At 56.9% G+C, this 12,699-nt stretch carries 10 protein-coding genes; 2 read left to right on the forward strand and 8 right to left on the reverse strand.

Annotation, left to right across the window (positions count from 1 at the left end; all coding sequences use genetic code 11):
• Positions 1-58: 58 nt before the first annotated feature.
• The gene (locus AC2AXP_RS10250) at positions 59-637 is read right to left on the reverse strand and encodes a TetR/AcrR family transcriptional regulator (protein ID WP_039991926.1); all 579 of its coding nucleotides are present in this window, start codon (positions 635-637) and stop codon (positions 59-61) included.
• 173 nt (positions 638-810) lie between these two features.
• On the opposite strand from AC2AXP_RS10250, the gene AC2AXP_RS10255 reads away from it, so the two are divergent.
• Positions 811-1,677, forward strand: a complete 867-nt coding sequence (locus AC2AXP_RS10255; RefSeq protein ID WP_004961111.1) for a MurR/RpiR family transcriptional regulator — start codon at positions 811-813, stop codon at positions 1,675-1,677.
• Here AC2AXP_RS10255 and AC2AXP_RS10260 read toward each other — a convergent pair.
• From AC2AXP_RS10260 to AC2AXP_RS10280, 5 genes are all read right to left on the reverse strand, one after another.
• On the reverse strand, positions 1,674-2,270 hold the full coding sequence (locus tag AC2AXP_RS10260) for a 2-dehydro-3-deoxy-6-phosphogalactonate aldolase (RefSeq protein ID WP_004961110.1): 597 nt from the start codon (positions 2,268-2,270) through the stop codon (positions 1,674-1,676). The genes AC2AXP_RS10255 and AC2AXP_RS10260 overlap by 4 nt on opposite strands.
• Positions 2,257-3,129 carry a 2-dehydro-3-deoxygalactonokinase gene (locus AC2AXP_RS10265; RefSeq protein WP_332874796.1) on the reverse strand — a complete coding sequence of 291 codons (873 nt, stop codon included), beginning with the start codon at positions 3,127-3,129 and terminating at the stop codon, positions 2,257-2,259. The genes AC2AXP_RS10260 and AC2AXP_RS10265 overlap by 14 nt, the downstream gene beginning before the upstream one ends.
• 7 nt (positions 3,130-3,136) lie before the next feature.
• Positions 3,137-4,618 (reverse strand): sodium:solute symporter family protein, encoded by a 1,482-nt coding sequence (locus AC2AXP_RS10270; protein WP_198772987.1) that lies wholly within the window; start codon positions 4,616-4,618, stop codon positions 3,137-3,139.
• A gap of 100 nt (positions 4,619-4,718) precedes the next feature.
• Complete coding sequence (locus tag AC2AXP_RS10275; protein WP_039991925.1) at positions 4,719-5,111, reverse strand: RidA family protein; 393 nt, start codon at positions 5,109-5,111, stop codon at positions 4,719-4,721.
• A 2-nt stretch (positions 5,112-5,113) separates the two neighbouring features.
• Positions 5,114-6,565: an N-acyl-D-amino-acid deacylase family protein gene (locus AC2AXP_RS10280; protein WP_484381621.1), complete on the reverse strand. Its 1,452-nt coding sequence runs from the start codon at positions 6,563-6,565 to the stop codon at positions 5,114-5,116.
• Positions 6,566-6,766: 201 nt separating this feature from the next.
• On the opposite strand from AC2AXP_RS10280, the gene AC2AXP_RS10285 reads away from it, so the two are divergent.
• The gene (locus AC2AXP_RS10285; RefSeq protein ID WP_004961102.1) at positions 6,767-7,987 is read left to right on the forward strand and encodes an amino acid deaminase; all 1,221 of its coding nucleotides are present in this window, start codon (positions 6,767-6,769) and stop codon (positions 7,985-7,987) included.
• Between the two features lie 173 nt (positions 7,988-8,160).
• On the opposite strand, the gene AC2AXP_RS10290 is transcribed toward AC2AXP_RS10285, so the two are convergent.
• A complete protein-coding gene (locus AC2AXP_RS10290; RefSeq protein ID WP_088499733.1) occupies positions 8,161-9,426 on the reverse strand; it encodes an MFS transporter in 1,266 nt (421 codons plus the stop codon).
• A 52-nt stretch (positions 9,427-9,478) separates the two neighbouring features.
• Positions 9,479-12,601, reverse strand: a complete 3,123-nt coding sequence (locus AC2AXP_RS10295; protein ID WP_004961098.1) for a beta-galactosidase — start codon at positions 12,599-12,601, stop codon at positions 9,479-9,481.
• Positions 12,602-12,699: the final 98 nt, after the last annotated feature.

Raw genomic sequence — 12,699 nt, forward strand, 5'->3', positions numbered from 1 at the left:
TAAGTAAGTAAAAAAATGCAGCTACCGTAGCAGCTGCCTATTGATGCCATCAGCGACGCTAGATCAGCCGTACCGTCATTGACATGGCGCTGGCAAAAGCATCGTCGGTTTTGTGCAACTTGCCCAGTAATGAAGCCCCCAGCCACAGTTGGTAAAGCGATTCCGCCAAGGTGCGCGGCGCCATGTCCGTGACGATCGATTTATCGCCCTGTCCGGCTTCGATAGCGGCGGCGATGCGATCGATAATGGCGACGGTGCCAGTTTGCAGCACTTGCCGCATCCCCTCGGACAGATCGCAAACTTCAGGGCCGAGTTTCACCACCAGGCATTTACCTTCCGGCAAATCTGTCCCCTGAGTATCAGACCAATATCGAAAATAGCCCAATAGCCGGTCACGCCCGGTGCCGGTTGCCGACAACAGACGATCGATGGTGGCTAAATATTCCCTGAAATATTCTTCGAGTAATGCCTGCCCGAAATCTTCCTTGGATTTGAAATAGTAGTAAAATGATCCTTTCGGCACGCCGGCCGAGGCCACCAGTTCGGCCAACCCTACGGCAGTGTAGCCTTTGGTCGTCATCAGGGTTCTGGCCACGTCCAGAATGTGTTGGCGTATTTCGCAAGCTGGTTTTTTCATAGTGCGCATAGCATAGTCAAAAAACTGACCGGTCGTCTAGTAATTTTGTCAGGCTATTCGTCCATCGGCTGGATGCGCAGAACCCAGCCTGGCTGTTGACCCGATGCTTAGTTGCATTAAATACCCCACATGATAAAAAGGATCGTAGCTTCCCACTACGTTGATACCGTCTAATGACCTACAGCATCGACATAATCTCCTGCATCACCGAGCGTTTCATGGCACTGACAGCAACAGAAAAACGCATTGCGCGCTTTATTCTGGACGATGTTGCCACTGCCGCCGAGCTGCCTATCGCCAGCCTGGCGCACCACACCGACACCAGTCAGGCCTCAATCACCCGTTTCGCCAGAACCCTGGGCTGCAAGGATTTTCGCGAACTCAAGATGCGCCTGGCCCAGTCGCTGGCGGTGGGACAGCGCTTTATTCTGGATGTACCGGATCTTGAGGGCGTACAGGGCATTTACGAATCTATCATCAGCGTGCTGGAAACCAACCGACGCGCCCTGGATACCGAAGCGTTGCAGCTGGCGGTGAACTGGCTGAGCCAGGCTCGGCAAATCCTGGCAATTGGCATGGGCGGCGGCTCCACCATTTGTGCTCAAGAGTTACAGCACCGTCTCTTTCGCCTCGGACTGCCGGTCGTCCATCAGAATGATGGCCTGCTGGTGCGGATGATGTGTGCGGCGGTGGCGCCGAAGGACGTGGTGATTGCCCTTTCGCTCGGCGGCCATGCCAGTGAACTGACTAACAGCGCGGCCATTGCCCGGCAATATGGGGCCAAGGTGATCGCCATCACCCCGCCGGATACGCCGCTGGCCGAGCAGGCCGATCTGGTGTTGCCGCTGGTGGTGCGTGAAAACGACTATATCTTTAAACCCAGCACGTCACGCTATGCGATGCTGGCGATGGTGGATGTGCTGGCAACCGAACTGGCGATGGCAAACAAGGCGCAGGCAAAAGACCGCTTGCGCCGCATCAAGCTGGCGCTGGACAGTCACCGTGAAAACCACGATGACCGCCAGCCGCTAGGAGATTAACCGCAGGCGGCAATAAATCGTCGGGCCTGTGCTGCGGTTTGCTGTACGCTTTGCCCGGCACGATACAGATCGCTACCCAACCCGGCGCCACAGCAGCCCGCCTGCAGGTAATCGACAATATTGTCCGGCGTTACACCGCCGACAGCCAACACCGATACCTCAGGCGGCAGTACCGCTTTCAGTGCGCTAATGTACGCCGGCCCAAAAGCGGCTGAGGGAAAGATTTTCAGGCACTGCGCGCCGGCCTCAAGCGCAGTAAACGCTTCGCTGGCGGTGGCACAGCCGGCACACACCAGCATGTCATGCTCCAGCGCCCGGCGAATGACAGCGGGTTGCGTATTGGGCGTGACAATCAGTCTTGCTCCAACCTTGGCCAGCCAGTCCACCTGCTCGATATTCAGCACCGTTCCGGCGCCGATCGTCGCCTGCTGACCATACTGGCGTATCATCTGCGGTATGCTTTGTTGCCAACCGGGGGAGTTGAGCGGAATTTCGATGTAGCGTAAACCCGCGTCAATCAAGGCCGCAACATGGTCGGCAGCCTCTTCTGGCCTGACACCGCGCAAGATGGCAATCAGCTTAATATCCATCATTGATTATCCTCTTTATACCCTGCAAAAATGCGCTGTCGCCCGAACATTGGCTTACCGTTATTCCCAGCAGATCGAAGGCTGCCTGGTAGCGCATCAGTAATGGTTCTGCACCAACCAGCGTGACCGATGACGGTTGCCGCTGCCCCGTCTGCGTTGCCAGCTCGGCACCGATCAGCAAGCCCGACAGATAGTCGCTGACCGATTCCTTTTTCAGCGCCCCCAACAGCCAGCGGGCGCGGGTTTCAAACAGCTTTGGCAGCAAGGCGGGAGAATCCACACCGGTTGCCAGCCCCTGGCGGAACGCCGCGGCATCCTCCTGCTGTTCCGGCAGCGCGTGGCCGATCAATGAATGGCTCAATAATAAATGGTGCAGTTCCCCCGTCATCACCGTGGTGAAATCCTCAATGCTGGCCTGCGGTGACCACACCCATTTGCAGTGCGTACCCGGCAGTACGTAACAGCTGGCAGGCGACAGCTGTGCTGCGCCAAGCAGCTGCGTTTCCTCACCGCGCATCACGTTGCAGGCGCCATCGCGCACGGTTTTCAGCCCCGGCACAATCCAGACATTCTCATCAACACGCTGGCATTGTGAGCCGATATCCTCAAGTCGTACGGGACAATCGAGATAGGGCACTGTCTGCCAGCCCGCCTCACTGCCGATCATCCCCGCCATCATGACCGGTATGTTCCGATTGCCGCGCCAGGGGGCGATGTAGCGCTGGAAGATGTCGCGCGGTGCCTGCCCTTTCAGACGGCTTACCCCCGCCGGGAGGTTGAGTGAATGGATACAGTCGCCGTGCTGCACGTGCCAGGCGCGCAGTTGGGTCGACCCCCAGTCAATGGCAATATAATCGTCGATCATGCCCTTACCCCGCATTGCCTGATGCCTTGTCGGTAACGACCACCACGCTCTGGTCTTCACGTTCCCGGGTGATCATCGCCAGAGCGTCTTCCCGACTCAAGGTGCTGGCAGGCGTCATCAGCGTAACAAACAGCGAGCTGACAAAGCTCACCACCACCGACGGAATGCACGGATTCCCCCAGAAGGCCAGCCAGTCGGCCTTCGCCAGAATGACGATCGAGGTCAGCATGCCGGCGATCAGCGCGGTAAGCGCGCCCTGCCAGTTAAAGCGCAGCCAGAAGTGACCGAGCAGCGAGCAGACAAACAGCCCGGACATCAGCATCGAAATCATTTTGGTGATATAGCTGATGATGTCGTTGGAGGTCAGCGCGCAGATCAACGCCAGGCCGATCACCCCGGCCAGCATGATGCGCGACAGCAGAATGGCCTTGTTTTCCGGCGGCATTCTGCCGGTCACCATGGTGTAAACATCGCGCATCATAATGGCGACGGCGGCGATGGCATCGGAACTGGCGGAAGACATGGTGGCCGACAAACCGGCAATCAGCACCACCATGCCGAGAATGGCGGGCAGGAAACCGGTGGCGAACAGGAAAGCATAGTTACTGTTGGTCAGGTGCGGGTTCATGGTGAAGGCCGCCATGCCGATAATCGCCGGCAGAATGGAGAAAAACAGATACAACACGCCGGTATAGACAAACGAGCGGCGCACCGAGGACACGTTTTTACCCGAGTAGATGCGCTGGCGATACGATGGGGTAGCCAGCACGCCGACACCGATCACCGTCGCCAGCGACAACGCCGGCACCAGGCCCAGTTTGTCAATCGCAAACAGGCTCAGAGCTTGCGGATCCATCGCCTGCTCAATCGCCTGCCAGCCGCCGACGTGAATCACCGCCAGAATCGCCATCAGAATAAAACCAAAGAACAGGATCAGCGCCTGAATCGTATCGGTCCAGACCACCGCCGAATAGCCGCCGATAATCACATAAATTGCAAAAGCCAGCGCGATAATCAATTTGGCTACGGTCAGGTCAATACCGGTAGCCCACGACAAATAGAGACTGCCGCCGAGAATATGCGCCCCCAGCCAACCAATTGAGGCAATAAATATCATCAGCCCGACGATATTTTTAATCAGATGACTGCCGCCGGTATAATAAGACAATTCTTCACTCATGGTCATAAAACGTAATTTACGCAACGGAGCAAATAGCCAGGCGACCAGCAAAATCCCGATAGCGCCGCCGACACCGTAGAGCATGCCCGCCCAGCCGTTGCTGTAGCCGAAGCCGACGGCCCCCATGCTGGAACCGGTGCCAACCATGGTGGCGACCGTCGATCCGAGGGTTAAAAACAGCGGTAGCGAGCGCCCGCCGAGCAGAAAGTCTTCTCCACTTTTCTGGTTCCGGGATACGTACCAGCCAAGCCAGATCATGGCGATGGCATAAACAATAAATCCGACTAAAAAGACATGACTATTCATTATTCACATCCTGCCAGTTAATGAGTGTAAGGTAGAGAGAAGCCTGAGCGCTGAATAATTTCAGCACTCAATGAGCAAATGAGATTGTATTTTTATTTAATTACGCGCGTGACGCGTTATAACAGGTAATATCAACTTCAACTTTACAATCAACCACCAAATCCGCCACACAGCAAATACGTGCCGGAGGATTGGCGCCAAAGATTTCGCTGAATACTTTATTGAACGACTGGAAATAGCGTGCATCCGTCAGGATCACCTTGACATGTACCACATCTGCCAGGGTATAACCCGCCTCATCCATGATATCCAGGCAGTTCTGAATCGCCAGACGGGATTGATCGACAATACCGCCTTCGACCACTTCGCCATTTTTCATCGGTGTCTGGCCGGACACGTACAGCCAGCCCCCCGCTGCCACCGCACGGGCAAACGGCAGATGCTGCCCGCCGGTTCCCGTTGCGCCGTCGATCCCGTAACGTGTAATACTCATTATCATGCCCCTTCTTGCTGACGTTGACGACGCAGGAAACGCCCTGCTCGCCCGATAACCTGCTGTTGTGGCCCATAGCTCATCACGCCGTTCACCATCACCCGCTCAATGCCGACGGCCGGCTGTCTGGGGTCAGAAAAACTGGCGATATCGCGTACCGTTTGCGGATCGAATAACACCAAATCGGCATAGTAGCCCACTTTTACCAGCCCCCGCTGCGGCAGACGGAAACGCGCGGCGGACAGGCCGGTCATTTTGTGGATCGCCACGGTGAGCGGGAACAGTTTTTCATCACGGCAGTAATGCCCCAGCACGCGGGGGAACGCGCCCCACAGGCGCGGATGCGGCATCGGATCATTAGGCAGTCCGTCTGAACCCACCATCGTCACCGGGTAGCTCAGCACCCGGCGTACATCCCGCTCATCCATGTTGTAATAAATCGCACCGGCCGGCATCAGGCGCTTCGCCGCGTCATGCAGGCTCAGCTGCCAGTCAGTGGCAATCTGTTGCAGCGTTTTCCCTGCCTGTTCCGCGTGGGGGTGCGACCAGGTAATCACGATGTCAAACTCGTCGGTCACCTGCTTGAGATCGAGGGTAGAAGAGCTGGCGGAATACGGATAACAGTCGCAGCCAATCTCCTGTCGTTGACGCATGCGGTCAAACAAGGCCAGCGTCTCGACGGTGCGCCCCCAGTTGTTGGCCCCGGCGCATTTGTGGTGCGACACAACCACCGGCACCTTGGCGTGACGACCGATACGGAAAGCCTCATCCAGCGCCTCGAGGATCGGCTCGAACTCGGAACGCAGGTGCGTGGTGTAAATCCCCTGCTCGCCGGCCAGCTCCTCCGCCAGCGCCATCACTTCCTCGGTGCTGGCGTTAAAGGCGCTGGCATAGGCAAGCCCGGTACTTAACCCCAATGCCCCCTGTTGCAACCCTTCACGTAACTGGAGGCGCATCGCGGCAATTTCTGCGGCCGTCGCCGAGCGAAAAAGATCGTCCATATGATTGTTGCGCAAGGTGGTGTGGCCAATCAGCGTTGCCACATTCACCGCCGGCCTGGCGGCCTCGACCCCGTGCGCATAGGCCTCCACGCTAGGGTAGATAAAATGCGCCTTCTCACCCAGCAGGTTCATCGGATCCGGCACCTCGCCCTTGATGGTCGCCAGCGCGGCACCGATCCCGCAGTTGCCAACGATCACCGTCGTCACCCCCTGGCTTATCTTTGGCAGATAGGCCGGCATGCGGATGACGTTGGTATCATCGTGGGTATGAACATCAATAAAACCCGGAGCAAGCACCCGTCCCTCACCCTCAATGGTCTGCAGCGCTGTGACCGCGAGCGACGGTGCAATATCCACAATGCGATCGCCCGCCACTGCCACATCAGCGCGGTATTGCTCACCCCCGCTGCCATCAACCACCGTGACATTCCTGAATAACCAGTCAACTTTCATTGTCTTCAGCTCCCTATGCATTCTGTGCAGCAGTAAACCATTTACACACGCTGAAAACAGTGAAAAACCACACAAAATCGCCATGAAATTGTGGTACTTTAATTCAATAAAAATAAATAAAAACTAAATAATCAAATAAATTCAATAGATTAAGTTTAGTTACCCAATCCGATCGCCATAAAAAATCAAAGGAGTCATGTTATGAAATACCAATCCGAGATGCTGGTACCCCACAAATCTGCGCTGATGAACCCATGCGCCAACGTGCTCAACGAAGACGTGTGTCTGCCTGCGGCGGTGATTAAAAAAGCCGCCTTGATGAACAACATCGACTGGATGCAGCGTTATGCCAATGCGCGCGGAGTTTCGTTGATACCGCACGGTAAAACCACCATGACGCCCGCGATTTTTCAGTGGCAGCAACGGGCTGGCGCCTGGGCTATCGGCGTTGGCAGCGCCTGGCAGGCAAATGCAGCCATGGCGAGCGGTATCCAGCGCGTGCTGATGGCTAACCAATTGGTGGGTAAAGCCAACATGCAGCTGATCTCGCGCCTGAAGTCGCATTATGCCGAGGTTGATTTCATTTGCTGTATCGACAGTCTGGCGAATGCACGGACGCTTTCCGCCTTCTTCCGTCAGCAAAATCAGGTATTGGATGTACTGGTGGAACTGGGGGTGGTCGGCGGGCGCTGTGGCTGTCGCAGCACTGACAGCGCGCTGGCACTGGCTGCGGAAATCGCCAACTTACCGGGGTTACGTCTACGCGGGCTGGAATTATATGAAGGCGTCTTGCATGGCGATAACCCGCAACCTCAGGTGGAGGCGCTGCTGCGTGACGCCGCCACCCTTGCCTGCCAGATGGCGGCTTACGTGGACGGCGAGTTTATCCTCACCGGAGCCGGTTCCGTGTGGTATGACGTGGTGTGCAATAGCTGGCTTGCGGCCGAAAAACCGGCGCAGTGCCGCATTGCGATCCGCCCCGGCTGTTATATCACCCACGACCAGGGGATTTATCACCAGGCTCAGCAACGGCTAATCGAGCGTGACCCCATCGCCTGCGAGTTGGCAGGCGACCTGGTCTCCGCCCTGGAACTGGTGGCGATGGTGCAATCGGTGCCGGAAAACCATCGTGCGGTGGTGAACTTCGGCAAACGTGACTGCGCGTTTGATGCCGGCTTGCCGCAGCCTGTCGCCCATTATCGCCATGGAACGGCACTCCCGCTGCCAGCGGGGGCGATAAGCAGCATCGGCATCATGGATCAACACTGCATGCTCAGCCTGACTCCCGGCTACGACTTACAGCCCGGCGATATTCTGGTATTTGGCACCTCCCACCCGTGTCTGACATTCGATAAGTGGAAAACGCTGCTGTTGGTTGATGATGGCTACCAGGTCGAACAACAGCTGGAAACCTTATTCTGATGGCACGGCTCACCGCAGCGGCTCAATCGGCACCGTAAAAGCCTGCCACCATAGCGAGGCATTGACGGTCATTGACTGGCAATGTTAACCCCGTTCACCGGCGTTATGATAAGAAAAGCCCGCTCAGGGAAACCCGAGCGGGCCTGTCGCTTCGCCGTGGGCCAGCGCGAAGGTTAGCGCGGGGCGGGATTCGCTTCTACCGCTGACGACAGGCTGCGCCCCGTCAGGGTGAAATAGGAGATAATGGTAAACACGCTGGTGATCAGGCCCAGGATCAGATAGGCCTGATGGAACCCTACCGAGTCATACATTCTTCCCACCCAGGCAGACAGCACCACGCCTGAAAGCTGTTTCGACAGGTTAAATCCTATCAGGAACAGCGTCGCCGACACCCGTGGATCGAACACCGAAGAAATGTATTTGAAGGTGCCGACCAGCAGGAATGGCAGCTCGAACATATGCAGCGTTTTCAGCACAATGACCTCAATGCCGCTGCTGGCAAATGACGAGCCGATGATCCTCAGCGACATGATGGCACCGGCCACCAGTAATGCGTTTTTGGCACCGATACGGTTAATGATAAACGGGGCACAGAACATAATGCAGGCATTCAACAACTCCCCGCCGGTGGTCACAAAACCAAAAATCTCGGTGCCGCGCTGGGGCGATGAAAAGAAGCCTTTGAAGAAGTTGGCGAATTGCTGGTCAAACACGTCATAAATACTGGCAACGCCAACCACGTATAATAAAAAGGCCCAGAAACGCGGCATTTTTAACAGTTCCAGCGCCATCGTCAGCGAAAACTCGCGCTGATTGGCGCCCAGCTTATCCAGCACCTGCGCGGTCTGGTGTGGCTGCGGGCGGGAAACAATCAGCAGAATGGCCAATACTATGCCAAAGCCCGAGGCGATCCAGAAGGTGATATTGGGATTGATGCTGAACAATAACCCGGTAATCGACGCGCAAATCGCCCAGCCCACGCAGCCCGAAACCCGCACCTTGCCGTATTCAAAGCGATTGGTGCGGCTGACGCGTTCGATATAGGCCTCTACCGCGCCGGCACCGCCGGAGAACACAAACCCCAGGTATAATCCTCCGGCCAACGCGCCGGCATAAATATTGTATTGCAACAACGGGGCAAGCACGTAAATAAAGAAAGGGGCAAACAGAATCAAAAGAATAACGATGGCCCATAGCAGATGTTTACGCAGGCCCAATTTGTCGGAGATCAACCCGAAAGCCACCTGAAATATAATGGCAAACAGGGCAATAAATGAAAAAACCAACCCGGTTTCAGTCTTGGTCAGATGATTGACATCCGCCAGCCATATCGGGAAAAAAGGAAAGTACGCCGACATGATGAAATAGTAAAAAAAGAAAAACAGCATAAAATAAATAAAATTATGCCGTTCTTGCGCCGAGAGTTGAGTCAGTTTCATAGTGTCACCTGGATTATTATTTTGTAATGGGGGGGCTCGCCCCCCTCCACGCTTACCGATGTTTGATAGTGACCTGATAACGCCATTGCGAGTCCTGCAACAACCACGCGTCATGCACGCTCGGCGTCCAGGAATCGTCGCCGCCGACGCCCATGTGCTGGGCATCCAGCGTGATCCAGATACCCGCTTCGGCACGCAGCAGATGCCAATGGTCGACCTCCATTAACTGTTTGCTGCCGTAAGGCATGATGGAAAAATGGAATAATCCGTCGATGTGCCAACCGGCCCAGTTGAGCTCGCGGGTGTCGCAGCGCAGGCCATTTTCCGTCGGGAAGACATACGGGGTGACCATTTCACTCAGCGGCAGACGCCAGCGTGAAAAACAGGCGCTCTGCCGGCGATCGGGATAGTTCTCATGCGGCCCCAGTCCTAGCCACTCGACCTCGGCGGCATCCGGTGTGGCCTGGAAAACCATACCGATACGCGCCAGCGCGGGCAGATGTTCGGCGCGCTGCCCTTCGACGCTGATGGTTAACGCGCCCTGGCCGTCAATCACCATCTGCCAGCGGCTGACGATCAGGATTTCCTCACCATAGCGGTAATGGAAGGTACTGCAGATCTCCACCCGATCCGCGTAAGCCTGCGCCGTGCAGTGAGCGCAAACCCGCTGCAAATCATAAAGTCCGGCCTTTTTCCAACGTTCAACCCAGGCGTTGGGATCGCAGCGCTCCACCTCGCTGACGCCAATGTCATTATCCAGCGGTGCGCGCACGAACTGGTCGGTAAACGGCGAAATCAGTTTATCCACGCCCGCCACCGTCCATTGGCTTAACAGACCGCTGGCGCGGTCGACCCGCCACTGCTGCTCGCCGTGCGAAACCCGATACCCGTCCTCATGCTGTTGCAGTTGCGGGCAACCGGCCGCTTTGACAACGTCTGGCAATACCAGCGCCGTCGGCAAGCGGAACTGCTGCCATGCGACACGGTGCCCTGCCGGCGACCAGGCGGTGGCCTGCGGTTGGATAACCTCGACGATCAGGTAGAGATCGCGGGCGTTCGCTGGCAAATCGCCCGCTTCAGCCAGGACAATCACGCTACTCCCCTGTGGCGCAATGGCCAGCGGCAGCTCACCGGACCGCCATTCGCGCCCGTCCTGTTCAATGCGCCAATGCAACCGCTCGTTGTCACTAGGGCGGAAAAGGTATTCGCTGCTGACGGCCAGTTCGAGCGGCGCCGTGCTCAGCAACGAAAACTGAAAGAACTGCTGCGCCTGTTTGGCTTCGTGCAGCGACGGGTGCGGCGTGCGGTCGGCAAACACCAGGCCGTTCATGCAGAACTGGCGATCGTTCGGCGTATCGTTGAAGTCACCGCCATAGGCCGGCGCCGGTACGCCATTCAGGTCGTTCTTGAGCAGCGATTGGTCGGCCCAGTCCCAGACAAACCCGCCCTGCAAGCGGGGATACTGACGAAATGCGCGCCAGTACTCGTCAAAATTGCCGAGGCTGTTACCCATCGCGTGGGCGTATTCGCACAGGATCAGCGGACGCTGTTCGCCCGGCATGCCGATCCATTTCTTTATCGACCATTTGGGTACCGCCGGGATCTGCTGATCCTCGTCCACCCGAGCATACATCGGGCAAATGATATCCGTCGCCGCGCTGTTGGCGCCGCCGCCTTCATACTGCACCGGACGGCTAGGATCGCTACTTTTGAGCCAGCGATACAGCGCGTCATGCAGACTGCCATGCCCCGATTCATTGCCCAGCGACCAGATGATGATTGAGGGATGATTGCGGTTACACTGCACCATTCTGGTGACTCGGGCGCTGTAGGCCGGGAACCAGGCCGGATCGTCGCTGAGCCGTCCCATCGGCACCATGCCGTGCGTCTCGATATTGGCCTCGTCCACCACATACAGCCCATAACGATCGCAAAGCTCATACCAACGGGGATTATTGGGATAATGTGAACAACGCACCGCATTAAAGTTGTTCTGCTTTATCAGCAGAATATCCTGCAGCATATCCTCTTCGCTGATGGCCTGACCGCGTTGCGGATGATGCTCGTGTCGGTTGACGCCACGGATCAGCAGCGGCTGGCCGTTGAGTTTCAGCAGTCCGTCGACGATCTCGACGCGGCGAAAACCGGTGTCCGCCGCCTCGGCTTCAATCAGTTGTCCATCGGCGTCATACAGGGCAATAACGGCGCGATAGCAATGCGGCAATTCCGCGCTCCATAAATCCGGTGCCGCCACCGGCAGCCCAAACGTCACCCGTTCGGCATAACCACCGCGCTCATCAACCGCCGCGCTGCCGAGCGGCTGGCGTTGACCGGCAATCTTTTCATCACCGCGCCATAGCGACAGGTCAACCTGTAACCCGCTCAACGTCGCCTTACCCACCGCCACCTGGACAGAAGCCTGCAGCGTGCCGTGGCGATATTCGCTATCCAGCCCGGCAGTCAGCTGAAAATCCGCCAGATGAGCGTCCGGTTTATGCAGCAGCGAGACCGAACGGTAGATGCCGCTCATGCGCCACATATCCTGATCTTCCAGCCAGGTTCCCGCGCTCCATCGCATCACCATCACGCAGAGGCGATTGCCGCCACCGGCATGCAGCGCGTCGGTTAAATCAAACTCGGCCGGCAGACGACTGTCCTGCGAATAGCCAATCCAGCGGCCATTGCAAAAAAGGTGAAACGCCGAATTAACGCCGTTGAAGATGATGCGGGTGCTGCCGCTGCTCAACCAGTCAGCGGGAATGTCGATCTCGCGCGAATAGCAGCCGGTGGGATTATCCTCCGGCACCAACGGCGGTCTGGTGGCTATCGGATAACGGACGTTGGTGTAGATCGGCGCATCATAGCCGTCCATTTGCCAGTTGGAAGGTACGCTGACGGGCCGACTTTCCGGGCTATCCTCAACCAGCCAGCGAGGATCGGCCGCTTCTGGCCGCGCCAGGTAGGCAAAACGCCATTCGCCATCCAGCGACGCCCGCTGTTCGGAGCGCCGGTTATCCCTGGCCGGTTCAAGTGCACGCCAACTGCGAAACTGCGGATGGGCCGGCAAGCGGTTGAGATGGCAGATCGCCGGATTTTGCCAGTCCTGTCGGGCAATGACCTGCTGGAGGACACTGTCCGGTGACACCGCGTTTACCGCATAAATATGATGCTTCATAACCGTCCTTTCCTGCTGTCTGTGGAATGTATAGCGCTATACATTTTTAAACGAGTAAATACGATTATTATCCTTACCAGCAATCAAATAAGTGATTA

It is taken from the genome of Serratia sp. Sp408 (assembly GCF_057180665.1).

Coding starts and splice junctions, on each gene's coding strand:
- AC2AXP_RS10250 (WP_039991926.1), bottom strand. CDS start 637: ATGAAAAAACCAGCTTGCGAAATACGCCAACACATTCTGGACGTGGCC.
- AC2AXP_RS10255 (WP_004961111.1), top strand. CDS start 811: ATGACCTACAGCATCGACATAATCTCCTGCATCACCGAGCGTTTCATG.
- AC2AXP_RS10260 (WP_004961110.1), bottom strand. CDS start 2,270: ATGATGGATATTAAGCTGATTGCCATCTTGCGCGGTGTCAGGCCAGAA.
- AC2AXP_RS10270 (WP_198772987.1), bottom strand. CDS start 4,618: ATGAATAGTCATGTCTTTTTAGTCGGATTTATTGTTTATGCCATCGCC.
- AC2AXP_RS10275 (WP_039991925.1), bottom strand. CDS start 5,111: ATGAGTATTACACGTTACGGGATCGACGGCGCAACGGGAACCGGCGGG.
- AC2AXP_RS10280 (WP_484381621.1), bottom strand. CDS start 6,565: ATGAAAGTTGACTGGTTATTCAGGAATGTCACGGTGGTTGATGGCAGC.
- AC2AXP_RS10285 (WP_004961102.1), top strand. CDS start 6,767: ATGAAATACCAATCCGAGATGCTGGTACCCCACAAATCTGCGCTGATG.
- AC2AXP_RS10290 (WP_088499733.1), bottom strand. CDS start 9,426: ATGAAACTGACTCAACTCTCGGCGCAAGAACGGCATAATTTTATTTAT.
- AC2AXP_RS10295 (WP_004961098.1), bottom strand. CDS start 12,601: ATGAAGCATCATATTTATGCGGTAAACGCGGTGTCACCGGACAGTGTC.